This is a genomic window from Streptomyces sp. NBC_01237 (assembly GCF_035917275.1).
Taxonomy (GTDB): domain Bacteria; phylum Actinomycetota; class Actinomycetes; order Streptomycetales; family Streptomycetaceae; genus Streptomyces.
The window spans coordinates 4,585,634-4,610,570 of sequence record NZ_CP108508.1 but is presented as its reverse complement, the minus strand read 5'-3'; the positions used below and the strand labels follow the sequence as shown (position 1 = coordinate 4,610,570).

At 69.5% G+C, this 24,937-nt stretch carries 28 protein-coding genes, 2 tRNA genes and 1 pseudogene; 19 read left to right on the top strand and 12 right to left on the bottom strand.

The annotated features are described in order from the left end of the window. Nucleotides 1-24 precede the first annotated feature (24 nt). The 16 genes from OG251_RS20280 to OG251_RS20205 all read left to right on the top strand — a co-directional run bounded on the left by OG251_RS20280 (nt 25) and on the right by OG251_RS20205 (nt 12,784). Nucleotides 25-801 (top strand): hypothetical protein, encoded by a 777-nt coding sequence (locus tag OG251_RS20280; protein WP_326678517.1) that lies wholly within the window; start codon nt 25-27, stop codon nt 799-801. Between the two features lie 12 nt (nt 802-813). Continuing rightward, on the top strand, nt 814-1,818 hold the full coding sequence (locus OG251_RS20275) for a major capsid protein (RefSeq protein ID WP_326678516.1): 1,005 nt from the start codon (nt 814-816) through the stop codon (nt 1,816-1,818). A gap of 3 nt (nt 1,819-1,821) precedes the next feature. Then, entirely contained in the window at nt 1,822-2,274 is a 453-nt protein-coding gene (locus tag OG251_RS20270) for a hypothetical protein (RefSeq protein ID WP_326678515.1), read from the top strand. Further along, a complete protein-coding gene (locus OG251_RS20265; protein ID WP_326678514.1) occupies nt 2,274-2,453 on the top strand; it encodes a hypothetical protein in 180 nt (59 codons plus the stop codon). The genes OG251_RS20270 and OG251_RS20265 overlap by 1 nt, the downstream gene beginning before the upstream one ends. A 4-nt stretch (nt 2,454-2,457) precedes the next feature. After that, nucleotides 2,458-2,850, top strand: a complete 393-nt coding sequence (locus OG251_RS20260) for a hypothetical protein (protein ID WP_326678513.1) — start codon at nt 2,458-2,460, stop codon at nt 2,848-2,850. A gap of 152 nt (nt 2,851-3,002) precedes the next feature. Further along, complete coding sequence (locus OG251_RS20255) at nt 3,003-3,164, top strand: hypothetical protein (RefSeq protein ID WP_326678512.1); 162 nt, start codon at nt 3,003-3,005, stop codon at nt 3,162-3,164. Continuing rightward, entirely contained in the window at nt 3,161-3,508 is a 348-nt protein-coding gene (locus OG251_RS20250) for a hypothetical protein (RefSeq protein ID WP_326678511.1), read from the top strand. The genes OG251_RS20255 and OG251_RS20250 overlap by 4 nt, the downstream gene beginning before the upstream one ends. After that, on the top strand, nt 3,505-3,939 hold the full coding sequence (locus tag OG251_RS20245; protein ID WP_326678510.1) for a minor capsid protein: 435 nt from the start codon (nt 3,505-3,507) through the stop codon (nt 3,937-3,939). Before OG251_RS20250 ends, OG251_RS20245 begins: the two co-directional genes overlap by 4 nt. A 12-nt stretch (nt 3,940-3,951) precedes the next feature. Continuing rightward, the gene (locus tag OG251_RS20240; RefSeq protein WP_326678509.1) at nt 3,952-4,434 is read left to right on the top strand and encodes a phage tail tube protein; all 483 of its coding nucleotides are present in this window, start codon (nt 3,952-3,954) and stop codon (nt 4,432-4,434) included. Further along, nucleotides 4,431-4,943, top strand: a complete 513-nt coding sequence (locus OG251_RS20235) for a DUF7426 family protein (protein ID WP_326678508.1) — start codon at nt 4,431-4,433, stop codon at nt 4,941-4,943. Before OG251_RS20240 ends, OG251_RS20235 begins: the two co-directional genes overlap by 4 nt. A gap of 202 nt (nt 4,944-5,145) precedes the next feature. Then, entirely contained in the window at nt 5,146-8,202 is a 3,057-nt protein-coding gene (locus OG251_RS20230; RefSeq protein WP_326678507.1) for a phage tail tape measure protein, read from the top strand. A 119-nt stretch (nt 8,203-8,321) separates the two neighbouring features. Beyond that, on the top strand, nt 8,322-10,940 hold the full coding sequence (locus tag OG251_RS20225; RefSeq protein ID WP_326678506.1) for a hypothetical protein: 2,619 nt from the start codon (nt 8,322-8,324) through the stop codon (nt 10,938-10,940). A gap of 12 nt (nt 10,941-10,952) precedes the next feature. Next, nucleotides 10,953-11,285 carry a hypothetical protein gene (locus tag OG251_RS20220; RefSeq protein ID WP_326678505.1) on the top strand — a complete coding sequence of 111 codons (333 nt, stop codon included), beginning with the start codon at nt 10,953-10,955 and terminating at the stop codon, nt 11,283-11,285. A gap of 73 nt (nt 11,286-11,358) precedes the next feature. Then, nucleotides 11,359-12,297 (top strand): N-acetylmuramoyl-L-alanine amidase, encoded by a 939-nt coding sequence (locus OG251_RS20215; RefSeq protein ID WP_326678504.1) that lies wholly within the window; start codon nt 11,359-11,361, stop codon nt 12,295-12,297. Nucleotides 12,298-12,299: 2 nt separating this feature from the next. Then, on the top strand, nt 12,300-12,524 hold the full coding sequence (locus OG251_RS20210) for a hypothetical protein (protein WP_326678503.1): 225 nt from the start codon (nt 12,300-12,302) through the stop codon (nt 12,522-12,524). Then, nucleotides 12,521-12,784 (top strand): hypothetical protein, encoded by a 264-nt coding sequence (locus OG251_RS20205; protein WP_326678502.1) that lies wholly within the window; start codon nt 12,521-12,523, stop codon nt 12,782-12,784. Before OG251_RS20210 ends, OG251_RS20205 begins: the two co-directional genes overlap by 4 nt. 55 nt (nt 12,785-12,839) lie before the next feature. Here the strand turns inward: OG251_RS20205 and OG251_RS20200 are convergent, their stop codons facing one another. Together OG251_RS20200 and OG251_RS20195 are read right to left on the bottom strand one after the other, a co-directional pair. Further along, a complete protein-coding gene (locus OG251_RS20200) occupies nt 12,840-13,058 on the bottom strand; it encodes a DUF397 domain-containing protein (RefSeq protein ID WP_326678501.1) in 219 nt (72 codons plus the stop codon). Then, nucleotides 13,055-13,912 carry a helix-turn-helix domain-containing protein gene (locus OG251_RS20195; RefSeq protein WP_326678500.1) on the bottom strand — a complete coding sequence of 286 codons (858 nt, stop codon included), beginning with the start codon at nt 13,910-13,912 and terminating at the stop codon, nt 13,055-13,057. The genes OG251_RS20200 and OG251_RS20195 overlap by 4 nt, the downstream gene beginning before the upstream one ends. 230 nt (nt 13,913-14,142) lie before the next feature. Here OG251_RS20195 and OG251_RS20190 point away from each other — a divergent pair, with 230 nt between their 5' ends. Continuing rightward, nucleotides 14,143-14,574, top strand: a complete 432-nt coding sequence (locus tag OG251_RS20190) for an ATP-binding protein (protein WP_326678499.1) — start codon at nt 14,143-14,145, stop codon at nt 14,572-14,574. A 416-nt stretch (nt 14,575-14,990) separates the two neighbouring features. Here the strand turns inward: OG251_RS20190 and OG251_RS20185 are convergent. The 8 genes and pseudogenes from OG251_RS20185 to OG251_RS20150 form a co-directional block, all read right to left on the bottom strand. Further along, nucleotides 14,991-15,218 (bottom strand): annotated as a pseudogene (locus OG251_RS20185) (fatty acid--CoA ligase); the annotation flags it as partial. Between the two features lie 274 nt (nt 15,219-15,492). Beyond that, nucleotides 15,493-16,047, bottom strand: coding sequence for a SigE family RNA polymerase sigma factor (locus OG251_RS20180; protein ID WP_326678498.1), 555 nt, complete (start codon nt 16,045-16,047; stop codon nt 15,493-15,495). A gap of 218 nt (nt 16,048-16,265) precedes the next feature. Continuing rightward, nucleotides 16,266-17,432, bottom strand: a complete 1,167-nt coding sequence (locus tag OG251_RS20175) for a lipid-transfer protein (protein WP_073727571.1) — start codon at nt 17,430-17,432, stop codon at nt 16,266-16,268. Beyond that, complete coding sequence (locus OG251_RS20170; RefSeq protein WP_326678497.1) at nt 17,429-17,947, bottom strand: MaoC/PaaZ C-terminal domain-containing protein; 519 nt, start codon at nt 17,945-17,947, stop codon at nt 17,429-17,431. The genes OG251_RS20175 and OG251_RS20170 overlap by 4 nt, the downstream gene beginning before the upstream one ends. Then, entirely contained in the window at nt 17,944-19,110 is a 1,167-nt protein-coding gene (locus OG251_RS20165) for an acyl-CoA dehydrogenase family protein (protein ID WP_326678496.1), read from the bottom strand. The genes OG251_RS20170 and OG251_RS20165 overlap by 4 nt, the downstream gene beginning before the upstream one ends. A 1-nt stretch (nt 19,111) precedes the next feature. Further along, nucleotides 19,112-20,275: a bifunctional MaoC family dehydratase N-terminal/OB-fold nucleic acid binding domain-containing protein gene (locus tag OG251_RS20160; protein WP_326678495.1), complete on the bottom strand. Its 1,164-nt coding sequence runs from the start codon at nt 20,273-20,275 to the stop codon at nt 19,112-19,114. Next, on the bottom strand, nt 20,272-21,441 hold the full coding sequence (locus OG251_RS20155; RefSeq protein WP_326681326.1) for an acyl-CoA dehydrogenase family protein: 1,170 nt from the start codon (nt 21,439-21,441) through the stop codon (nt 20,272-20,274). The genes OG251_RS20160 and OG251_RS20155 overlap by 4 nt, the downstream gene beginning before the upstream one ends. Before the next feature lie 333 nt (nt 21,442-21,774). After that, entirely contained in the window at nt 21,775-22,086 is a 312-nt protein-coding gene (locus OG251_RS20150; protein ID WP_326678494.1) for a hypothetical protein, read from the bottom strand. 238 nt (nt 22,087-22,324) lie between these two features. Between OG251_RS20150 and OG251_RS20145 the strand changes: the two genes are divergently transcribed. Together OG251_RS20145 and OG251_RS20140 are read left to right on the top strand one after the other, a co-directional pair. Continuing rightward, a complete protein-coding gene (locus OG251_RS20145; protein WP_326678493.1) occupies nt 22,325-23,209 on the top strand; it encodes a bifunctional DNA primase/polymerase in 885 nt (294 codons plus the stop codon). A gap of 125 nt (nt 23,210-23,334) precedes the next feature. Continuing rightward, nucleotides 23,335-24,438, top strand: a complete 1,104-nt coding sequence (locus OG251_RS20140) for a hypothetical protein (RefSeq protein WP_326678492.1) — start codon at nt 23,335-23,337, stop codon at nt 24,436-24,438. A gap of 129 nt (nt 24,439-24,567) precedes the next feature. Here the strand turns inward: OG251_RS20140 and OG251_RS20135 are convergent. Further along, nucleotides 24,568-24,642 (bottom strand) — tRNA-Trp (locus OG251_RS20135). Nucleotides 24,643-24,791: 149 nt separating this feature from the next. Then, a tRNA-Ser gene (locus tag OG251_RS20130) sits at nt 24,792-24,881 on the bottom strand. Between the last annotated feature and the right edge of the window lie 56 nt (nt 24,882-24,937).

Here is a 24,937-nt window from a genome sequence, read left to right as displayed (position 1 = left end):
CCGACCGCACCAGGAGTGCACACGATGAACACCCCCGCGTACCGTCACCCGCTCGCCACGTACCCGGCCGGGGCCGTCCTCGGTTACCGCGCCGACGGCCGCCCGATCTACGCCATCGCCGGAGGCGACGGCACCGGAGAGGGCGGCACCGGGGGCGACGGAGGCCAGGGCGCGGCCGGTGCCGACACCGGACAGCAGGGCGCGGCCGATGGCCAGCAGCAGGGCCAGGGCGGGCAGGACCCCACCGGCCAGCAGCAGGGCCAGCAGCCCGCCGAAGGTGACGTGTCGACGCTCCCCGCATGGGCGCAGAAGGCCATCAGCGACGCCCGCGCCGAAGCCGGAAAGTCTCGGACCGTGGCCAAGGCCAACGCCGCTCAGGCCGCCGAACAGGCCCTCGCGCAGAAGATCGGGCGCGCGCTCGGCCTGGTCCAGGACGACCAGCAGGCAACGCCCGAGCAGCTGACGCAGCAGCTCGCCGAGTCGCAGAAGTCTGCCCGTGAGACCGCGGTACACCTCGCCGCGTACAAAGCGGCGCAGACCGAGCAGGCGCGTGCCGACCGGCTGCTGAACAGCCGGTCGTTCACCGACCGCCTTGCCGCGCTCGACCCCGCCGCCGCCGATTTCGGCGAGCAGCTGAAGGCAGCAATCACGGCCGAGGTCGACACGGACCCCGACCTGTACAAGGTCCGCCCCGCCGGGGCCGTCAAGGGCGGCGCCGACTTCTCCGGCGCCGGTGCCGGAGACCGGAAGCCCACCAACCTGCACGACGCCGTTGCCGCCCGCATGGGCAGCCGATCCTAGGAGTACCACCTCATGCCCGTGACCCTCGCCGAGGCGAAGAACAACACCCAGGAAGACCTGGATGTCCAGGTGATCGACGAGTTCCGCAAGGAGAGCGCGGTCCTCGACAGCCTCACGTTCGATGACGCCGTGAATCCGGCCGGCGGGGGCGCGACCCTCGAATACGGCTACCGGCGCCTGATCACCCAGCCCACCGCCAGTTTCCGTGCGCTGAACTCGGAGTACTCGCCGAGCAACGTGACTACGCAGAAGTACAGCATCGAGCTGTCCGTGCTCGGTGGATCGTTTCAGGTGGACCGCGTCATCGCGAAGCTGGGCCCGGCCGCGTCCGGCACTGTCGCGCTGAACATGAGTCAGAAGATCAAGGCGGCTCGGACCAAGTTTCAGGACGCCGTGATCAACGGTGATGTGGCGGTCGAGGAGGACGGTTTCGACGGACTCGACAAGGCGCTCACCGGTACTGCGACCGAGCACCGCGCAACCGTGGTAACCGACTGGACCGACTTCGACAGCAGCACCCGCGCAGAACACAAGGCACTCGACGCCATCGACGAGTGGCTGTCCCTGCTCGACGGCACCCCGACCGTCATTCTCGGCAACAAGACCGCGCTCGCCCGCGTCCGGGCCGCTGCCCGCCGAGCGGGCATGTACACCAAGGACCCGGTGGACGGGCTCATGGGCCCCGGCGGTCGGCCGATCGTCCGCGAGACGTACGGCGGGATCATCTTCGCCGACCCGGGCGACAAGCCTGGTACCTCTGACCCGATCATCCCGATCGAGAACCGCACCGTCGGCGGCACCGCGGCAACCGGTCTCACCGACCTGTACGCCTACCGGGCCGCCCTCGACGGTTTCCACGGGGTGAGCACCATGGGCGGGCAGCTGGTCAGTACGTGGCTGCCCGACTTCACGTCGTCCGGTGCCGTCAAGACAGGTGAAGTCGAACTCGGCCCGCTTGGCGTCGTCCTCAAGGCCACGAAGGCGGCAACCGTCTTCCGCAACCTGAAGGTGCGCTGACCGATGATCGACACCCCGGGCGGCGAGCACCGTAGCGCGCTCGCCGCCCCGGCGGTTGACGTCGGTTCTGGCGAGTCCCGCCGGCCGCTCAGCGAAGTACTGGCCGAACTCACGGGCGGGCCCGCGCAGCCGATCGCGTGGGCCGACATCACTGGCAAGCCCACGTCGTATCCGCCTGCCGCGCACACGCACACCGCGGCGCAGGTGTCGGACGCCACGGCGACCGGACGCAGCGTTCTCACCGCCGCCGATCCTGCTGCCGTCCGAACCGCGATCGGCGCGGGCACGTCGTCGCTCGCACTCGGCACCACTGCGGCGACCGCCGCCGCAGGCAACCACACCCATGCCGCAACGGCCGTCACCGCTACGGCGATTGGGCCCGGCACCGCCACCACGGTGCAAGGCGTCCTTGCCGAGCTGGCCGCCCGCATCACAACACTGGAAGGGGCCCCGTAATGGCCACTTTGCACACCCCTGTCGAGGACTTCACCGGCCCCGGGCCGGGCGGAACCTATTTCGCCAACGGAACCGCCGAGTCGGACGATCCGGCGGTCATCGCGTACGCGCGCCGGCACGGCTACGGGGTCGAGGAGACCAAGCAGCGCCGGAAGCCGCCGGAGCCCCCGAAGGAGTAGGCCAGTGCGTGTGTACGCCACCCCCGAGCAGTACACAGCGCGACCCGGGGCACGCCCCATACCGCCGGGCGAGGACATCGCGGCTCTCCTGGCCCGTGCCAGTGAGGACGTGGACGATGCACTGCTCACCGCGATCTACGACACCGACACCGACGGAATGCCGACTGATCCGGACGTGGCCGCCGCACTGGCCGCTGCAACGTGCGCGCAGGTTGAGTACGTCGCGGAGCAGGGCGGGGACGACACCGGCGCGGCCGGCCAGTGGGATTCCGTGAGCATCGGGCCTGTGGCCATGTCCGGCCGCAAGGGCGGGCCGGTCGGGTCCGAGGTAGATCTAGGCCCGCGGGCGCTTCGCGCTCTGCGCCGAGCTGGACTGCTGCCGGGGGTGGTCTGGTGAGGGCACCATCCTGGCTGATGCCGCACCGCATCGTCGTTCAGCGGTACCGCGGTGAGGGTCCTGTCGGGCCGGTGTACTGGCCGCCGGGCGCACCAGTGGCCGCGCTTGTCTCCGAACGGGTTCGCACCGTCCGGGACCGAACCGGAGCCGAGGTGACGAGCACTGCTCAGGTCATCGCCGCACCGGGGCTCGACTGCCCCCCGCAGTCCCGCATCTCCCTCCCGTCCGGCCGCGTGACGACCGCGCTGCACGTCGCCGCCCACACCGCCCCGGGCCTTCCGGTGCCTGAGAGTACGGAGGTGTTCTGCGAGTGACGCGCGCACGCCTCACCTGGAACGGCAACGCCGTGATCCGGGGCACCCACGACGGTGCTGTTCGCGGTCTGCGGCTCGGCTCCGAGCACGTCCTACAGGTCAGCCGGGAGCGAGTCCCCATCGAGGAGGGCACGCTCGAACGCAGCGGCACCGCCACCGTGGACGAGCAGTCGTTGACGGCCGCCGTCGCCTACGACACCCCGTACGCCGTCCGGCAGCATGAGGAGATGGACTACCGGCACGACGCCGGACGCACGGCGAAATTCCTCGAACTCCCCATGGCGGAGGAGGCCGACACGGTCGGCGAGATCATCGCCGCCGAGATGCGCCGGGCCCTGCGGTGAGCTACACCGCCGACGTCGTCGAGGGCCTGGCCGAACTCCTCGCCGAGCAGGGGCTCGGCACCTACGGGCCGCCGGATGAGCCGTACCCCACGACAGGTACGGCGATCGTGCTGGGCGTCATGCCCGCACAGCCGGACCGGGTGCTGTGCCTGACCCCGTACCCGATCGAGGACACCGGGGGGCCGGAGGCGATCACCGCCGTCCAGGTCCGGATGCGCGCCGGGCGTGACCCACGCGCCGTATACGCCCTCGCCGACGGGGTGTTTGACGCGCTGCATGGCCGCGAGTACTTCCGGCTGCGTGTCGTCCCCGTGGCGCTGATGTGGCGGGCCTCCGAGGCATCTCTCGGCCTCGACGCGAACGGGCGGATGGAGATCACCGCCAACTACTACGCCCGCACGAGCAGGGCGACACCCAACACCTATGAGTAAGGAACCGCGCCCATGAGTACACCTGTTGAGCCCGACGTTGTCGCGCTCGCCCGACGGTGGCGGATCGAAATCAACATCGGTACGGGGACCACGCCGGATTGGAAGGTCTGCCCCGGGATCACCAGCTTCCAGCCGGCCGCCGAACCGAACATCGAGGACTCCTCGGACTACGACAGCGACGGTTGGGCCGGGAACACCAAAACGGGCCAGGCGTGGGAGCTGTCGCTCACGATCAACCGGCGGATCGCGGAGACGGCGAAGACGTACAACGCGGTGCATGAGGCGCTGCGGCTGGCCAGCTTCGCCTACGGTGCCGCCTCGCGCGTTCACGTCCGATACCTGGACCGGCGGGGCCTGCCCGAGGCGTACGAGGGTCACGCCCTGGTGACGTGGGCTCCCTCCGGCGGGGAGTACACGGCGCTGGATCAGGTCGAGATCACCCTCACTGGTGATGGCCCGCTCCTGCCCATCGCGAACCCGGTGGAGACCCCGTGAGTGGGGGGTTCGCCGCACTCGGCGATTTCCTTGACGATGTCCTCGAACTTCCCGTTACCGGGAAGGACGGGGAGACGCGCACGTACCGGATCGAGGACCCTGCGGCCGAGGACGGGCTCAAGATCGAGCGCATCACCACGCTGGCCGCGCGGCTCGCAGCCGGGGGCAACGCGCTCGACGGACCCGCCCTCGACGACAAGGAGGAGATCGACCTCTACCGGCTGTGCCTCGGTGCGACGTACGAGCAGCTGCTCGCGGATGTGCGCTGGAGCCGCTTCCGACACGTGGCGCTCACGGCCATGATGTGGATCACTGCTGACCGCGAGACCGCGGAAGCCTACTGGAACACCGGCACCGGCCCGGGAAAAGCGAATCGGGCGGCGAGGCGGTCGGCGTCGCGCGACTCCTTGGCAAAGGGTGCGGCGAGTACGACCCCGACACCGGCCTCTACGAGTGGTACGAAGGCGGGCTCGGCTCGCAAGGGCAAGGCCAAGGCGGCCCCGCGCTGACCTGGGATGCCCTGTTGGACCGGTGGGAGCTGATTGAGGCTGATCTCCACCAGGTCTACGGCGTTGACGTCGAGTCGGGCATTCTCCGCGAGCGCAAGTGGCGCTGGCTCCGGCTCCGCATTACCGGTCTGTTGAGCACCGAGTGCCGCATACACCGCACCTTCGCACCGCCCGACTCCGGGCAGAAACGGGGGCGGTAGCTATGGCGCTCACCATTGGCGAGTTGACCGGTTTCATTACGATTGACGATGGCGAGGTGCGGCCGGCGCTTCGGCGCGCGGAGGGCAGTCTCCGTACGTCGGGGCAGCGGATGACCGACGATGCGGAGCGGGCCGGTCAGGCTGCTGGGCAGGCACTCGGCGATGGGCTGACCCGCGCGGCCGACGGGTCAATTCGGGACGCCCGCGGGCGATTCGTCGCGGCCGGCCGACGGGTCGGTTCAGCCGCGGGTGACTCGCTGGGCGATGGCCTGCGGCGCGGTGCTGACGACGGTGCCAACGGTGCCGTCCGCTCTGCCGAGGGCGGCTTCTCCCGCATCAAGATGGCTGCTGCCGCGGCTGGGATTGCGGCCGGCGCGGTGCTCATGCAAGGCATGGCTCAGCAGCTGGAGCAGTCGCAAATTACGGGGCGGCTCGGTGCACAGCTGGGGGCTACTCCGGCTGTGGCTCAGAAGTACGGGCAGATCGCCGGGAAGATGTACGCGGACGCGGTAACAGCCGATTTCCAGACGGCTGCGAATGCTATTTCTGTGACGATGCGTGCGGGACTCCTCCCGCCCGGTGCCACGAATTCGCAGATCCAGGCGATCAGTACGAAGGTCAGTGACCTTGCGGCGACTTTCGAGCTGGACCTCGGACAGTCCGCCAATGCGGTCGGGCAGATCATGAAAACGGGTCTTGCTCCGAACGCGAAAACGGCCCTGGATATCATCACCAAGGGTATGCAGCAGATGGGCCCGCGTGCCGATGACGTCATGGATACGTTCAATGAGTATTCGGTCATTTTTCAGCGCCTGGGACTAAATGCTCAGATGGCCACGGGGCTCATGTCCCAGGGTCTCAAGGCGGGTGCACGCGATACTGACACCATCGCGGACACGTTGAAGGAATTCACTATTGAAGCCGTCGCAGGGTCCGACAAGATTGTTGGCGGATTCAAGGCTATCGGGCTGAATTCGAGTCAGATGGTCCGAATGATGGGCGAGGGTGGGCCGCAGGCAACCAAGGCCCTGCAAATGACCCTGGATAAGCTGCGCGAAATGGAAGATCCCGTCAAGCGGGACGCTGCCGCGGCTGAGCTTTTCGGCACCAAATCCGAGGACATGCAAAAGGCGCTGCTGTCACTCGACCCCTCGAAGGCCGTGGCCAATCTCGGCAACTTCAAGGGCGCCGCGGACAAGATGGGTAATTCCCTGCGTGATAACGCGGGGGTGCGTCTGGAGCAATTCAAGCGGGGTATGCAGCAGGGTGTCGTGAATGTGCTGGGCACTCAGGTGATTCCCGCGCTGATGAAACTCGGTACGTGGGCGCAGCAGAATTCGACGACACTGAGGGTGCTTGCCGCGGTTGTGGGTGGCGCTTTGGTGCCGGTACTCATACTCATGGGTGTCACCGCGACTGTTTCGGCCACTCGCACTGTTGCGGCGTGGGTTATGACCGGCGCGTCTTCTCTGGCATCGGCTGGTACACAGGTGGCGGCTGGCGCGCGGGTGGTCGGTGCGTGGCTGCTCATGGGCGTTCAGAGCCTGATTCAGGGCGCGCGCATGGCTGCGGCCTGGGTCATCGCCATGGGCCCGATCGGCTGGGTCATCGCCGCATTGGTCGGTCTTGGACTTCTGATTTGGAAGAACTGGGATTCCATCAAGAAATGGACTGCTCAGGCGTGGGATTGGGTTTGGGAGAAAATTAAATCCATCGGCGGGGCGATCCTGGGATTCCTCATCAAATGGAATATCGTCTCGATTTTCCTGCGGCACTGGGACCGGATTAAATCGGGTCTTGCCGAGAAGACGCTAGCCGTACTCGGTTTCGTCGCCAAGCTTCCTGGGCGCATCAACGGCGCAATTGTCGGGCTCGGGAGTCTGCTGTACGGCAAGGGCCGGAATGTGGTCGAGGGCCTTTGGCGCGGCATTCAGTCCATGGGCGGCTGGATCAAGTCGCAAATTATGGGTTGGGCTCGTGACGTGATTCCGGGGCCGATCGCTAAGGCGCTCGGAATTCACTCGCCAGCACGTGTGACTAAAGAGCAAGGCCGGTGGATTGCTCGCGGTCTGATTGATGGTCTGCTCGGCTCCACCAAGCAGATCAAGGCCGCTTCGGCGCGGCTTGCCGAAATGGTTACTGACGGTCTCAAGCCGGGCAAGAAGCGGTCAAAGGCCCTTGGGAAAATCAGCTCGGGCAGTAAGACGCTGCTGAAACTCGTAGACCGCGAAGTACGGGTTGCCTCGCAGCTGAAGGCGGCACAAAAGCGTCTCGCGGATCAGGTCTCTGCCCGCGAAAAGCTTTCCGCCGATGTCCGCAATGGTGTTCTCGCCAGTGGCAATATCACGTCGCTGGACGGGCCCGCCACAGCTGACACCATCATCAACACCCTGGCCGCACGGGTCGATCAAGCGCAGCGCTTTGCCGCACAGCTTGCTGCGTTGAAGAAAAAGGGTGTTCGCTCGGACTTGATTGCGCAAATTGCTCAGGCTGGAGTCGAGCAGGGCGCGGCATCGGCCGCTGTGCTCGCCAATGCTTCCACTTCGCAGATTGCGCAGATCAATTCGCAGCAGGCGCAGTTGGTGAAGGCGGCTACGGCCGCTGGGGACACTGCTGGGAATGCGATGTACGGCGCTGGTATCAATGCCGCACGGGGGCTTGTAAGGGGCCTCCAGAATGAGCAAAAGGGCATTGAGCGGCAGATGCTCAAGATTGCCCTGGGTATGCAGAAGGCCATTCGGCAGGCTCTTGGTATTCATTCGCCGTCGCGAGTAATGGCGGCGATCGGCCGGTACATCCCGCAAGGGCTGGTACGCGGCATCAAGGGCGGTCAGGCTGCGGTCGATCGCAGCATGGCCGCGCTGGTCGACCCGTCCGCTGTTCCGGTCGCTGCCGGGGGCGCGTACGGCGGTGCGGGGCCAACATCGGCTCCGGCCCGGACCGTGATCGAGATTCGCAGTGACGGTTCGCGCCGGTCGGACTGGCTTGTCGAAGAGCTACGACAGTCGGTACAGGCAAGGGGCGGGGACGTGCAAGTCGTTCTCGGCGGAAGGAGGTAGGCGCCGTGGCGTTTCCTGAAAGCTCACTTGGCCTACGCGCCGAGCTCCACATCAGCGGGTCCTGGGTGGACGTGACTCGGCACGTCTACACCCGGGACCCGATTCGTACCACCGTAGGAATGAGCGCTCAGGGGACGGGAGTTGATCCGTCGACTCTGGGTCTCACTCTCAACAACCGCGACGGTCGGTACAGCCCGCGGAACCCTCTATCGCCGCACTTCGGGCTGCTCGGCCGGAACACCCCGATACGCATCACTGTGCCGGGGGGCGAGACGTACCTCGCGGTCGACGGGCAGGCAGGGTCACGCGCCTCAACTCCCAGCGCTGGACTGCCGACCGGTGACATCGATCTACGTATCGACCTGACACCGGAAATGTGGGCGGGGCCGTATACGGCCGATGGGTGCGAACTGATCGGCCGTTACGCCACGTCAGGAAATCAGAGGTCGTGGCGGCTGCTGCTCCGCGCGTCGGGAGCCCTTGAATTTGTGTGGTCGCCGGATGGGACTGCACTGCTGGCTGCGACATCACTCCCCACTCAGTACGCCCCGGGGCAGCGCGGCGCGGTGCGCGTCACCCTGGACGCGGACAACGGGGCCGGCGGCCGGACGGTGTCCTTCTACACCGCTCCCACGCTGGCTGGCCCCTGGACCATGCTGGGGTCTCCCGCTGTCCAGAGCGGCACGACGTCTCTCTACCCGAGCAGCGCCCCGCTGGAGATCGCTGACATTGCCGGGCTGGGGTTCGGGCGGCTGTCCGGGGCAGTACACGGGGCAGAGGTGCGCGGCAGCGTCGGCGGCGCACCGGTCGTGCGCGTCAATTTCGGCGCTGCCTCGGTAGGCGCCGGGTCCCTTGTGGACAGCACCGGGCGCACGTGGTCAGTGGTCGGCGGCGCGCGCATTGACGACCGTGCGGCATTGTTCGTGGGGGAGGTGAGCGCCTGGCCGTCCAGGTGGGCGCCGTCGGGTGCCGATGTGTGGGTACCGATCGAGGCGTCCGGGGTGCTGCGGCGTATGCAGCAGGGTCGCAAAGCCCTCGCCTCGACGCTGCGGCGGCGCATTCCGACGGGTGCCCCGGTGGCGTACTGGCCGCTGGAAGAGGGCCGCGAAGCAACGCAGGCGTACAGCCCGCTGCCGGGCGTTGCACCGATGCGCACCACCCTGTTCAGCTACGGATCGGATGCCACGCTCCCCGGATCGGACCCGCTGCCCACCATGGCCGCGGGAACAACTTGGGTAGCCACAGTGCCCGGGACCGCTGTGGCAACTGCGTGGCAGGTGGAGTTCGTCTACCACCTGAGCGCGGCGCCGACACTGACGATGCCGCTGGTCGACGTCGTGACCGGGTCGACGGTGTGGCCGAGCCTGTCTGTGCGGCTGGGCGCATCGGGGCTTACTCAACTCGTGGGCACTGGCTCCGATGGTGAGGCGACCACTCTCCTGATCAACGGGGGTGGTGGTGCTACCTCTGGCCAGTGGAACCGACTTCGGTTGACCGCCCGCCAGGATGGGGCCCTGGTCCGCCTGGAGATGTGGATCATCCCCATCGGTGGGGCTGGGCAGATGTGGTCTACGTCGTACACGGGTCAGATGGGCGCCGTGCGTCGGCTGTCGGGTTCGTACGGTTCCCAGTACGACGGTATGGCGCTGGGGCACCTTGCTGTCTTCCCCTCCGCAACCCCGGTCTTCGACTTCGCTGACCATGGGTACACGGGCGAGACTGCCGCCGCGCGGGCCCTTCGCGTCAGCGCTGAAGAGGGTCAGCCGCTCGCGGTCTATGGCGACCCTGCCGACAGTATGGCGATGGGGCCGCAGCCCTCGCAGACGCTCGTAGACCTGCTGCACGAGTGCGCGGAGGCTGACGGCGGAATCCTCATGGAGCGGCCGGGGTCACTCGGCCTGGCTTACCGGCCCCGCACGAGCCTCTATAACCAGGGGCCGACGCTGACCCTGGACTATGCGGCCGGACAGATAGCGCCACCTCTCGAACCGGTGGAAGACGATCAGTCAGTACGAAATGACATCACTGTGACGCGTACAGGGGGAGGGTCGGGCCGTGCCGTCGTAGAAGCTGGGCCGCTCTCCGTGCTGCCGCCCGAGCAGGGCGGTGTAGGCATCTATGACGAAGCCATCGAGCTGAACCTCGCCACTGACGGTCAGGCGCAGCCAATCGCCGCATGGCTGGCGCACTGCGGCACGGTCGACGAGCCGCGGTGGCCAAGCATCCGCGTGCAGTTGCACCGGCACCCGGAGCTGATTCCCGCAGTGCTGCGTCTACGCGTCGGGGACCTGATCCGGCTCAATGGGCTACCGCCGTGGGCTGGGGCCGCATCCACGGATCTGCACGTCATGCAGATACAGCACGAGCCGCGTCCCCGGGCGTGGGTGGTGACACTGGTCGGTGCGCCGGCCAGTCCGTACCACGTCGGAGTCGTGGGGGACGGAACTCGCGGACGAGTCGATACGAGCGGGTCTCAGCTGGCCGCGGACGCCACGGCTGCGGCTGCGGCGCTGTCCGTCACGGTAACGGCTGGCCGTCCATGGATCACGTCGAGTGTCTTCCCTGCGGACTTCCCCTTCAACGTGAAGCTCGGCGGTGAAGTCGTGACCGTCACGGCGATCAGCGGCACGGGCGCAGCGCAGACGTTCTCTGTGATTCGCGCCGTCAATGGGATTGTCAAGCCTCACTCGGCCGGAGCAGATGTGCGCCTGGCCGACCCCACCATCGTCGCCCTGTAGAGGAGAACCACCATGCCCGTACCCGCCACTTTGTGGCAGCCCGGCATGCGCATCACGGACACCAGGCTCAACACCCGGGACTACCAAGCCGGTCAGCTGGTCGTTTCGTTCACCAACTTGGCGTCATACACGCTGCCAGTGACGTTTCCCGAGCCCTTTCCGGTGGCGCCGATCATGAACTGTGAGATCGCCGCGGGCGCGGGTTCGACGGGCCGTTTTGAGGCCCGGCCTATCAACGTCACCGCAACCGGCTGGACGCTGTTCGTGCTGATCACGGACGCTGCCGAGGGCCCCGACACGTGGGTGGGTGTGCCGGTCCACTGGACCGCCCGTATGCCCACCTGACCACACAGCCGCCGCCCCGTACGCCCCGTGCCGATTCCGGCCGGGGCCATTTTTATGTCTGGAGACACCCCTCATGTCCACACCGCTCACCGCCGACCGGCTGCTCAAGGCCCTCAAGGACGAAGGGCTCACCGTCGTCCAGGTCGGCAACTGGCGTACCCACAACCGCAACCACAAAGGCCCCTGGGGGCCGGTGAACGGGGTGATGATCCACCACACCGTCACCCAAGGCACCGCCCACACCGTGGAGCTCTGCCGCGCCGGACACAGCGCCCTGCCGGGCCCGCTGTGCCACGGCGTCATCGACAAGGCCGGCACTGTTCACCTGATCGCGAGCGGTCGGGCGAATCACGCGGGACTCGGCGACGACGACGTGTTGCGCGCCGTCATCGCCGAGAAGCGACTCCCCGCGGACAATGAGGCCAACACCGACGGGAACAGGCACTTCTACGGGTTCGAGTGCGTCAATCTCGGCGACGGCCGCGACCCGTGGCCGGCCGAGCAGGTCGAGGCCATCGCCCGCGCCGCGGCCGGTATCTGCCGGGCGCACGGGTGGGGCGCGGCGTCCGTGATCGGTCACTCCGAGTGGCAGCCGGGCAAGGTCGACCCGCGGGGCCCGATCGGCGCCCCGGACGGGCCCGCGCTCACCATGGCGCGCATCCGAGCCCGCGTCGAGCAGCTGCTCGACGACGACAAGCCGACCACGCCGAGCACCCCCTCGAAGCCCAAGCCCAAGCCGAAGCCGTACGCGCCGCCTGCCTTCCCGAAGGGACTCGCACCGGGCCGCAAGGCGCCGTCGGCCCGCGGCCTTCAGCGCGCGCTCAAGGCCGCCGGGTTCATGTCCAAGGGCATCCCCGAGGCCGACTCGTACGGGCCCGCCACACAGACCGCCGTCGCACGCTTCCACCAGGCGCACCCCGCGTACCGCGCCGCCGGTCTGCACTACGACCCCGCCATCGGCCCGCGCGGGTGGGCCGCACTCCACACCGTCGCCTACGGGAAGAAGAAGTGACCATGAAGTCGAGCACCAGGCGCACGATCCGCACCGCCATCCAGGCCGCCGTTGGCGTCGCGGTCGCGCTCCCCGCGATCGTCGCCGCGTCCGGCATCCCCGAGTCCCTGCCGTGGGTCGTCGGGGCCCTCGCCGTCGCGGCCGGCCTCGCCCGCGTCATGGCGCTCCCCGCGGTCGAGCAGCTGCTCGACCGCGTCGGGCTCGGCCTGGTCGAGGACCGCCCGTGACCATCCCCACCCCGTCCGACCCGGCCGCCGTCGCCGTCGAGCTGGAGAAGCTACGCGGCACGATGGAGACCGGATTCGCCACGGTCAACGGATCGCTGGCCCTGGTCGCACAGCGCGGCGACCAGACCGATAGGGCTCTGGAGGACCACGAGAAGCGGCTTGACGCCCTCGAACGCGCCCGGTGGCCGCTGCCGTCCCTGGCCGCGCTGGTCGGTGTTGTCAGCCTCGCCCTGGCCCTGTGGCAGCTCTCCCAGAAGTGACCGCGCCCCCTTCCGCCTGGCGCGGAAGGGGGCGCTTTCGTGCGTCCAGGGTGGTCTACAGGGTGCCGTCTGTGACCGCGTCGACCATGGCCGCGAGGGCGCTGCGGCCGAAGATCAGGGCGGGGCCAGTCGGCGCCTTGCTGTCGCGGACGGCGATTGCGTCGGCACTGATGATGCCGCACTCCACACAGTCGGACTGTGCGGCCGAGCGCGACGACTTCCACCAGGTCACGGCGAGGGCAGACGCATCGGGGGCTACGGAAAGGATGGTCATCTCTGGTCCCTAATCTGTGTGATCAAATCGGCAGAGTCGGCAGCTGATAGTGCCCGAGCACGCAGCGCGCGGATAGCGTCCTGGTACGCGGCGACGTTGTCGCGTCCCTCGACGTACAACGCCTGTGTCAGTGACTCGATGTGCACCACGTCGAGGCTGGCGTGAGAGCCATACCCGAGGATTGAGTAGGCGCCGGTCTGGCCAACGTGCGGCGGTTCACTCAAAGGCAAAATCTGAATCGTGACGTTGGGCCACCGGGATGCCGCAAGCAGCCGCGCAAGTTGTTCGGACATGATCCGCGCGTCCTCCGTACGGGTACGAAGAGCGGCTTCACCAATGATCGCCCACAAGGTCAGCGGTTCGTGCCGCGTCAGCACAGCTTGCCTGGCGAGTCGCACCTCAACCAAGGCGGTCACGCGTTCGGCAATTGCGTCGCCCATGGCGGTGGCCGCGATTATTTGGCGGGCGTACTCGCCCGTCTGAAGCAGACCCGGAATCATGACTGGCTGCCAAGTGCTGATCTGTTCGGCTTCCGATTCGAGGCTGATCAGGTCCTCGTAGGCGGGAGACAAAACCGATCGGTACGACTGCCACCATCCGCGCCGTGCGCCGTCGCGGGTGAGGCGGAGCAGTCCAGATCGGGTGTCATCGTCTTCGATTCCGCAGGCGTCCAGGATGAGGGTCACGTCTGCGGCGGTCGCCGCAGTCACGGCAGTCTCGATTCGGCTGATCTTTGCCCCGTTGAGCTTGCCACCAGACCGGGCCGCTACGTCGTCCTGCTTGAGCCCGAGGTTTTCGCGGAGTGCCCGCAGAGTGCGGCCGAGCTGCCGCCGTCTGACTGTCGGTGCGCTCACGAATCCCTGCCCTCTCGCCGTGTGGTCAGCATCAGTCTGCCGCGATCCGCGCCGTGCTGTCACCTCTGGACACCCCTTCCTACAGCCGTTCTACCCGGCATATGCAAATTCTGATTTCACTCGTAGGACACTTGCATTCGTCACTGTATGGGTCGCACGATGATGTCAGATTTCCATCCGCGCCGACACGGCCGCGAGAGGTCCGGATCGGCCAGACTCAAGGGGTCCGCATGATGACCGCCCTACCGCCGCCCGGCGCCTGCGCGCTGCCCGAGGTGCCGCCCCAGCTGATCGTTGCGGCTGTTCCCGAATCCGTCCGGCCTGCTCGTAAATACGTACGAGCCGCAGTGGCCTACCAGGAGCCGGCCGTACCGGAGGATGCGCTCGGCACCCTCGAAATCATCGCCAGCGAGCTGGTAACCAACGCGATCCTCTATGGAGCGCCATCCCCAAACACCTTGATCCGGGTGGTGGTGGAGGCCGAGCCGCATCACGCTCGAATCGAGGTGCACGACGGGTGCTGCAAGACTCCACGCATCCGGCCACTGTCGACCAAGCGCAGCCGCGGGCGCGGGCTGCTTCTGGTCACAGACATGGCCGCAACCTGGGGCACGGACGAGCGCGCGGCCGGAAAAGTCGTGTGGGCGGTGGTGACGTGGTGAGACATTCGATTCCGCAGCTGCCGGTGACGGACGACGCGGTTATGCACCGGGCGGTGATAGACCACACCGCGAACTGCGAGGCATGCAACCGCGCGTCGGGCCCGTGCCCGATCTTGCTGCGCCTGAAAGAGTTTGCGCGGGTGGCTACGGATCTATGGGTGGCCCGGGTTGACGCGGCGCTGTCCGCGTACGAAGCCACGATCGGCGAGCAGGCCGAGAGCCCGCATTGTCGGGCGGCACGGCTGATGAGCGCGGCTGAGGGGCACGGCATGTGTGCGCGTGCTGGGTGTGTGTGCGGTTGCCACAAGGGCGTCCCACAGCAGCGTTGAGTCATGAGAGCGGCCCCGGAGTGACGAAGACTCCGGGGCCGTTCTGCTTGTCATACGGTACCCGCGCTATGCGGGAAGTGTTTTACATGCGTTGTTCCACATGAGGGTGGCCACCCGCTGGTCGCCGTCGACCCCCAGCTCGTCGCGCAGGGCGTTGGCCAGCTGCGTGGCGCGGGCGCCGACCTCGGCGAAGGTGCGTCGTTGCGGCTCGGGTTCGCCGGTCCAGGTCGTGACCTGCGACTTCCCGTGGATGGTCATCCCATGGGTCAGGATGCGGGTGACAGTCAGCGGTACGTCCTGCATGGTGCTCAGCACGGCGTCCTCCCGGTGGGCGCTACGCGGCAGTAAGGTTCCGCTGATTCTGCTCACATACCACGCGGTATGTCACTACTTCCGGGCGTACGAATCGGTGCCGGTCGGCGGAATCGGGCTTCGGGGACGGTTCGGACCCCACTTCGCCCACCGCGCCGGATCAGCGGACGGACCAGGGACGGGCCAAGGGATGGGCCAAGGGACGGGCCAAGGGACCGGCGTCAGCGGACCGGCGCCGGAAGACCGGCGTCAGCGGACCGGCGTCAGCGGACCGGCGTCAGCGGACCGGCGTCAGCTCCGGGTCCTCACGGAGCTTGCCGAGCGCCCGGGACACGGCGCTCTTGACCGTACCGATGGACACTCCGAGCACCTCGGCCGTCTGGGCCTCGCTGAGATCCTCGTAGTAGCGCAGGACGACCATCGCCCGCTGCCGGTCCGGGAGCTTCAGCACGGCGCGCCACATCGCGTCGTGCAGCGACTGCTGCTCGGCGGGGTCCGGCGCCGGGACGCTCTCCTGTTCGGGCAGCTCGTCGCAGGCGAACTCGTCGACTTTGCGCTTGCGCCACTGCGAGGTGCGGGTGTTCAGCAGGGCCCGGCGGACATAGCCGTCGAGCGCCCGGTGGTCCTCGATCCGCTCCCACGCGACATACGTCTTGGTGAGCGCGGTCTGCAGCAGATCCTCCGCGTCGCAGGGGTTCGCGGTGAGCGAGCGGGCCGTTCGCAGCAGTACGGGGCCCCGCGCCCGTACGTACGACGAGAACGACGCGTAGGGCGGGTGTCCGGAGGCGGCAGCGGCTGCCCTGGAGGCGCCCGTGCAGACTGGCGTGGTCATGTCTCCACGCTAGGAGCGGGCACCGCCCGGGGGATCGGCCCCAGGTCCCGAAGCCGGGTCCGCCTCAGGTTGTAGGGGCGGGGCGGACTACACCTCCTGTAGGTGGAGGGGCCACCACCGCCCGTCAGGGTCCACCCCCGAGTCGTACGCGGGGGCCTGGTCCGCCCGGCCGCGGGTGTACCCGGCCTTACGCGTCCGGGGCGGGAAACCTAAGGCACTCAGTCGTCCCTGCCCAGGATCAGCCCCGAGGTGGGGACGCCGGTGCCCGCGGTGACCAGCGTCCTGGCCGCACCGGCGACCTGGTTGACCGAGGTGGAGCGGATCTGCCGGACCGCCTCCGCGATGCCGTTCATCCCGTGCAGATACGCCTCGCCCAGCTGACCGCCGTGAGTGTTCAGCGGCAGTTCGTCGCCCGCCACGAAACCGGCGGCCTCGCCCGGCCCGCAGAAGCCGAACTCCTCCAGCTGCATCAGGACGAACGGGGTGAAGTGGTCGTAGAGGATGCCCACGTCGATGTCGGCGGGAGACAGCCCGGAGGTCCGCCAGAGCTGCCGGGCGACCACTCCCATCTCCGGCAGCCCGGTCAGCCCGTCCCGGTAGAAGCTGGTCATCTGCTCCTGGGCCCGCCCCGCGCCCTGGGCCGCGGCGACGATCACCGCAGGCGTCCCGGGCAGGTCCCGGGCGCGTTCGGTGCTGGTCACGACGATCGCCTGACCGCCGTCCGTCTCCTGGCAGCAGTCCAGCAGCCGCAACGGCTCCACGATCCAGCGCGAGGCGGCGTGGTCGGCGAGCGTGATCGGCTTCCCGTAGAAGTAGGCGGCCGGGTTCCGCGCGGCATGGCGCCGGTCGGTGACCGCGACGTGGCCGAAGACGTCCGGCGTCAGCCCGTACGTATGCAGATAGCGCTGGGCCGCCATCGCCACCCAGGAGGCGGGGGTGAGCAGCCCGAAGGGGAGGTTCCAGCCGAGCGCCGCGCCCTCGGCGGTGGGCTCGCGCCGCTGCACGCCGGAGCCGAATCTGCGCCCGGAGCGCTCGTTGAAGGCGCGGTAGCAGACGACGACGTCGGCCACCCCGCTCGCCACGGCGAGGGCCGCCTGCTGGACGGTGGCGCAGGCCGCGCCACCGCCGTAGTGGATACGGGAGAAGAACGACAGCTCACCGATGCCGGCCGCCTGGGCGACGGTGATCTCGGGGCTGGTGTCCATGGTGAAGGTGACGAGACCGTCGACGTCGGAGGGCGACAGGCCGGCATCGTCGAGCGCGGCCCGCACGGCCTCGACGGCCAGCGTGAGCTCGCTGCGCCCGGAGTCCTTGGAGAACTCGGTCGCCCCGATGCCGACGATCGCGGCCTTCCCGCCCAGCGAATCCGCCCTGCGCACGCTCATCCCGTCACCTCCGGCCGGGCGTCGGGAGCGGAAGCGTCGGAGAGGGGATGCACGGACGCGTCGGAGGTGGCGGGACCGATGGCGACGGGAGCTTCGGGGACGGCGGGCAGAGCGACGGTGACCGTTCCGGCGACGTGGCGGCCCAGGCCGTTCGTACCGACGACCGCCACCTCGGCGACGGGCACGGGACCGGGGGTGAGCGCGGTGACGGTCCCGGTCAACACCATCGTGTCGCCCGGGTAGTTGGGCGCACCCAGGCGGATCGCGACTCCGCGCAGCACCGCGGAAGGACCGAAGTGATCGGTGATGTAACGGCCGACGAGGCCATTGGTCGTCAGGATGTTCATGAAGATGTCCGGCGAGCCCTTCTCCCGGGCCAGCTCGGCGTCATGGTGCACGTCCTGGTAGTCCCGGGAGGCCACCGCCCCCGCGACGATCAGGGTCCGGGTCACCGGAATCTCCAGGGGCGCCAAGGCGTCGCCCACCCGCGCACCGCGCCCGTCCGCCCGCTTCACGATGACTCCCTCTCCTCGGCGGTGCCCGTCAGCAACAGGCCCAACTCCTGGAGTACTTCACTGCCGCACCCCAGATACGCGTCGAGCTGCCGGCCCCAGAGGAAGTGCCGGTGGACCGGGTGATCCAGGTCGGCGCCGGTCCCTCCGTGCAGATGCTGCCCGGCGTGCACGACACGTTTCCCGGCCTCCGAGGCCCACCAGGCTGCCGTCAACGCCTGTGTCGAGCAGGTCAGTTGGTGATCCCTGCGCCACGCCGCCTCGTACGTCGTCACCCGGATCGCCTCGACATCCATGTGTGCGTCGGCGGCGCGCAGCAGGACCGCCTGGTTGGTGGAGAGCGGTCGGCCGAACTGCTCGCGGGTCGCGGTGTGCTCGACGGCCCGCGCCAGCGAACCGGCGCACACCCCGGCCTGCAGACCGGCGAACGCCGTACGCCCGGCGGCCAGCACCGACGCGTAGGCGCCCACGCTCGTACCCGTGGCCGTTCCCGTTCCCGTTCCCGTTCCCGTACGGGCCCCTCCGTCGGACCCGCCCGCCCCGCCCAGCCGTTCGCCGGGCGCGCCGTCGAGGACCAGCCGTCCCGCGGACCACGGAGCCGTGGTGTCCACCGGCAGCACCGTCACCCCCGCGTCACCGGTCCGTACGATCCACAGGCACTGATCGGCATCGGCCACCAGCACATGGGTCGCGTCCCTCAGCCACGGCACATAGGGCACCACCCCGCTGAGCCCCGCCCCCGCGCTTCCCGCACTTCCCCCGCTTCCCCCGCTGACGCCACCGCCACTGCCACTGCCCGACCGCACGCCGCTCCGCGCCGGGAAGGCCCCGGTCGCCACGGCCGTACCGTCGTACAGGTCGGGCAACAGCCGTTCCCGTTGCTCCACCGTGCCGTGCTCGGCGACCGCCAGCACGCCATAGACGCAGGTGGCCGCGAACGGCACCTGCGCCGTGGTCCGGCCCTGTTCCTCCAGGAGCAGCACAAGGCCGAGCAGCCCGATGTCCTCGACGGCTGCGGGCAGCCCCGCCGCGCACAGCTCCTTCCACAGCTCCGTGTCCGTGCCGGTCCCGGCCGCCGCCAGCCGCTCGGGCGTCGACAGATCACCGAAGATCCGCGCGGCGAGCCCCTGCGCGGCGGACTGCTCCTCCGTGGGCGTGAAGTCCATGTCACCCCTCGCTCTCTCGGAAGTTCTCCCGGACGCTCTCCCCCGGATCCCGCAGGTTCCCCGGGTCCCGCAGGTCCCCCGAGTCCCGCAGGCCCCCCGGGTCCCCGCGGAAGACCGGGTCCCCGCGGAACACCGGCAGTTCCAGACCGGGGTCCGTACGCAGGAACTCCAGCCGCACCGGCAGGCCCGTGCGGACCTCGTCGTACGGCACACCGATCACATTGCTGACCATGCGTACGCCCTCGGCCAGTTCGATCAGCCCCACGGCGTACGGCCCGCCCTCACCGGAGGCACTGAAGGCGGGGAACGGCGGGTGGTGCATCACGACATGACTGAAGACGGTGCCCTCGCCGCTCGCCTCGACGGTGTCCCAGTCCTGGCCGCCGCACGCGTTGCAGCCGGGCAGCCACGGGAATCGCAGCGTCCGGCAGTCGCCGCACCGCTGAATCAGCAGCTTGTGTTCGGCGACTCCCGCCCAGAATCCGGCGTTGTCCCGGTTGATCACGGGCCGGGGCCGCAGAGCCGCCGCCCCCGTCCCCGCGCCACCCTGCTGGTCCGCACCACGCCGCTCGACCGCGCCACGCCGCTCGCCCGCGCCACCCTGCTGGTCCGCACCACGCGGCCCGCCCGCGCCGCCCTGTCGCTTCGTCGCGGGCGTGTACTTGAGGATCCGGAAGCGGTGCGTCCCGGCGGGCTCCCCGCCCGCGCGGACATCCATCCGGGTCGTGACGAAGTAGCCCGTCCCCAGCTTGGTGGTCTTGCGCGGCGACACCGACTCGACGACCGCGTCGAAGGTGATCCGGTCGCCGGGGCGGAGCGGCCGCAGATACTCCTGCTCGCAGTCGGTCGCGACCACCGAGGTGTACCCGGCGCCGTCGAGCAGGCCGAACAGCTCCTCGTACGCCGGTGAGCGGTCCGAGTGCCCCGAGAGACCGCCCATCGTCCACGCCTGAAGCATCGTCGGCGGGGCGATCGCGCCGGGCCCCCGGTACGCGGCCCCGGTGTCCCCCATCGCCTCGCACCAGTGCCGGATCATCGCCTCGTTGACCAGGTCCTTGCCGACGCCCGCCGTGGCCGCGGAGCATCCCTCGTACGCCTTCAGCCGCCCGTACAGCTCGTCCGCCGGGGCCGCCGCGCCCGTCGGCCCCGCCGGGCCGCCCGTCATCGCCTGCCCCTCTTCATGCCGAGCCGCATCGTCGCGACGATCTCCCGCTGCACCTCGCTCACCCCGCCCCCGAAGGTGTTGATCTGCGCCGCCCGGTTCATCCGCTCCAGCTCTCCGTCACCGGCCCCGTCGCCGAGGGAACCGAGCGAGCCACCGCGGACCAGCGCCGCCTCGCCCAGGATCTCCTGGCAGATCCGGTACACCTCGACAGCGCTCTCGGTCCCCACGAACTTCACGCCGCTCGCCTCGCCGGGAGCCAGGGACCCCGCCCCCACGGAGCCCACCAGACGCCAGTTGAGCAGGCGCGTCGCCGCCAGCCGGGCGTACGCCTCGGCCAGCCGGGCCCGCACCCACGGCTCGTCGGCCCGCCGCCGGCCCGTCACGGGGTCGGGGGTCCGGACGTGCGCGAGCGCCGCCCCGTAGAAGTCCTCGGCCTGCATCCCGATCGCGGCCAGGGCCACGCGCTCATGGTTCAGCTGGTCGGTGATCAGCCCCCAGCCGCCGTTCTCGGCACCGACGAGGTTGGTGGCGGGGACCCGGATGCCGTCGTAGTACGTGGCCGTCGTGGTCAGCCCGCCCACCGTCTCGATGGGCGTCCAGGAGAAGCCCGGGGCGCTCGTCGGCACCAGGACGATCGAGATGCCGCGGTGCTTGGGCGCCGCCGGATCCGTACGGCAGGCGAGCCAGATCCAGTCGGCCTGCTGGGCGTTGCTGGTGAAGATCTTCTGGCCGTCGATCACCCAGTCGTCGCCGTCCCGCACCGCTTTCGTCCGCAGGGCGGCCAGGTCCGTACCGGCTTCCGGCTCGCTGTAGCCGATCGCGAAGACCAGGTCGCCGCTGAGGATCCTGGGCAGGAAGTACGCCTTCTGCTCCTCGGTCCCGTGCTTCATCAGGGTCGGCCCCACGGTGTTGAGCGTGACCATGGAGACGGGGGCACCGGCCCGGTACGCCTCGTCGAAGAAGACGAACTGCTCGTCCGGCCCCCGGCCCTGTCCGCCGTATTCGACGGGCCAGCCGAGACCGAGCATGCCGTCGGCGCCGATGCGGCGCAGCAGACGGCGCTGCTCGGCGCCCTCCCGGACCTTCGTCGCGGGCATCACATCGCGGAAGTACGTGCGGAGTTCGGCGCGCAGCCGCTGCTGGCGCTCCGTCGGGGCGAGGTGCACGGTGGCGGGCCTCCCGGGCATACGGATCAAGGCTCTGACAGTTTCCTGACTGTCCGTCAGGTTCACTCGCCCTGTCAAGACCGGAGCCACGACCCGTACACGCCGCCACCCGTCCCGCCCCGTCCCACACGGGCACCCGGCGGACCACGGCCCGGCACCCCCGCACCGCCCGACACCGCACCTGGCACTCCAGCACCGCGCAACACCGCACCCGGCACCCCAGCCCTCCGCGGCACCACACGCGACGGCCCGCGCGACGACACCGAAGTGCCGCCCCGCGGGCCGTCGTTCGGCCTTCCGGGACCCACCCCCCAGGGGGCCCCGGAAGGGGGCTCACCAGAAGGGAGTGAAATGCACCGCGACGTTCGTATGGGACTGATTGATCGGCGCGATGGCGGGGCCGTCGACCTGGGCCGAATTGCTCTGGTTCGACGCACCGGCTCCGACGGCCTGCTGCTGCGACGTGGACGAGTTGCCGCCGTTGTTGCCGCCGACACCGCTGCCGCCGACCGTCGCCACGGCCGCGTTCGATCCGTCGTTGGCGAACGAGCCGTTGTCGGCCACGGCCACCCCACCGAAGAGCGCGGCCGCGAGCGGCAGCGCGGCAACAGCGGCGAGGACGCGAGCGGTACGGGTGCTTGCCATGTCAATTCCTCCAGGAACCGAAAATACGGCACATATGCGTCTGATTCCGGGGCAGTTGGCCGACCGTCCCGGCGTTGGTCACGACGTCGCGAGACCAAAGTTGCCCACCGGACCCCGGGCGAATCCCGGCGCCTGACCGATTCCCCCACAAGCGTGAGGAACAACTGATAAACCTCTTACCCGCCCCCGCGACCGAGCCCCTCTTCCCTTCTTCGAACGCTTGTACGAAAATAGATCCATGGCCACCATCGACCGGCAGACCGCCACCCTGGCCCTGGCCCATGCGCTCGCCGCCGCCGAGCGCGGGCTCCCCGTCTTCCCCCTGGCCGCCACCAAGCTCCCCGCGCTGCGCTCCCCCCACCGCGGCGAGAGCCCGCCGGTCCACTGCCGGGGCGCCTGCGGCCTGCCCGGCCACGGCGTCCACGACGCCACCACCGACCCCGCCGCCGTGCGCGCCCTCTTCGCCGCCGCGCCCAGGGCCACCGGCTACGGCATCGCCTGCGGACGTGCCCCGCACCGGCTCGTCGGTGTCGATCTCGACATCGACACCACCGGCGGCAACGACTCCGTGGCCGCCCTCCAACAGCTGGCCTTCCAGCACCTGTTCACGATCCCGCCGACCGTCACGGTGCTCACCCCGAGCGGCGGCCGCCACCTCTGGCTGACCGGGCCCGCCGACATCTCCGTACCGAACTCGGCCGGCCGCCTCGCCCCCGGCATCGACATCCGCGGCACCGGCGGATATCTGGTCGGCCCCGGCTCCGTCACCACCCACGGCATGTACCGCTTCGCCCCCGGCACAGCCGGCCTCGTCCCCGCGCCCTGCCCCCGCGCCCTCCTGCGCCTGCTCACACCCCCCACGCACCCTCCCCGCCCCTCGGGCCACCCCGCGCGCGGGCGCCAGGGGCAGGGCCTGATCCAGTTCGTCCTCGCGGCGCACGAGGGCCAGCGCAACACGCGCCTGTTCTGGGCGGCCTGCCGCGCGTACGAACACGGCTTCGGCGACGAACTCGCGGACGCCCTCACCGATGCCGCCGTCCGCACCGGCCTCACCGAGCACGAGGCCCGTGCCGCCATCGCCTCCGCCGCCCGCCTCACCTCGGGCCGCCCCGGACGCGGCTGAGCGCACGGCCAGCCGACCGGGCCGGGCGGCATGTCCGCATTGCCGGTTCCCGGCAGCGAGCGGCACCTCACAGGTGCCGCCCTCACCCGTGTTCCGCTCGGCCGTCACCGCCGGACAATGCCCGGATGACCCCCGCGAAGACCGACCCGCCCATCCGGAGCAGCCGCACGGCGATACTCGGCGCCTCGGTGTTCGGCCTCCTGTGCGTGCTGGTGGCGACGTGGCTGCTGCTGGTGCCCACGCGCGGGGCACTCGACGAGGAACGTGCCTTCCGGTCGGCGGTCGGGTGCGCGTCGGACGGCAGCGTTCCGGGCGCCCGGGGCGACGACTGCCTGCGGACCGTCGAGGCACGGATCGACCGGGCCGGGAGAGTGGAGCGGGGCCGGAAGACGGCCCGGTTCTGGCTGTACGTCACCGAGGCGGACGGAACATCCACCCGCACCCGCCTCCCGGGCAGCCCGGACGAACACCCGGTCACCCGGCCGGGAACGCGCGTCGACGTCACGTACTGGCGGGACCGGATCCGGTACGTCGACTTCGAGTCCACACGCCGGTACACGAACGCGGACCCCCGCGGCGACTACCGGCTGCCCTGCGCCTTCGGCCTGGGCCTCGGCCTCTACGGGCTGCTCCTCACGTCGGGCGTGTATGTGGCGGCCCGGCGCTCACGGACCTCGGTCCGAGCCTTCTCCTGGCAGGTCAATCTCACCGTCGCGGGAGCGCTCTGCCTCACGGCGCTCGCGGCTGCCGCACCGTGGCTGACCGACAGCGCCGGGTCGGCGTTCCGGCTCGTCGGCCTGTCCGTCCCCGTGGTCCTGGCCGCCTGCTGGACAACCGCCCTGCTCCTGCGCCGCCGAAGGAGCGACGGCGACGACACCATCGCGGTGACACCGTCCGCGCCCACCACGGAACACTGCTTCCCGGGCACGGTCCTGGGCGACATCCCGTACGCGGGCGCCGGCGGCTACCTGGTGGCCGGCCCGGCTCTCCTGGCGTCGACCCCCGACCCGACCGGCACCGCCTTCCGCCGGGAGGTCCCGTCCACCCTGACCCCGGTCCGCGTCCGCCCGCCCTATCTGACGGACCCCGGCCGCCCCGACCACCACTGCTGGGTACTGGAGTGCGAGGACGGCGGCGTACCGGTACTGATCATCACCCGCAAGAAGACGATGCCCCGGGTCCTGGGCGCCCTCCGGCCGACGCCTTCCACCGCCCCGAGGCAGCCCTGACGCCGCGCCCCGCCCGAAGCGGACCAACGACCGTTCCTGCGGCCGCCCCTCAGGAGTTCGGCCGGTCCGTGGGCGCGCCGAGACCATGGCCCGATGACGCAACAGGCGCCCCTGGCACGGCGGGAGAGACGGAACCGGCCGGATTCGAACCGGCGTCCTCACAGTTTTGGAGACCGTGCGCGACGACCTCTGCGCTACGGCTCCGCCCCGCTGGCCATCCTGCCAGCCGAGGGAGCCGACCCTCGCACCAAGGCCCCAGGAACGAGTCGGCCGATCGTCCCGGACGAACCCCACCGCACCACCGCGCACCGAAACGGCCCCCGACCGTTTCACCCGGTCAGGGGCCGTACTCATGGCGGTGGGTGTGGGATTTGAACCCACGGTCACATCGCTGCGACGACGGTTTTCAAGACCGTTCCCTTAGGCCGCTCGGGCAACCCACCCCGCGTCATCGCCCCGTCGAGCCCCGAGACCCGACGGTTCGCCCGGCCCCGCGGCC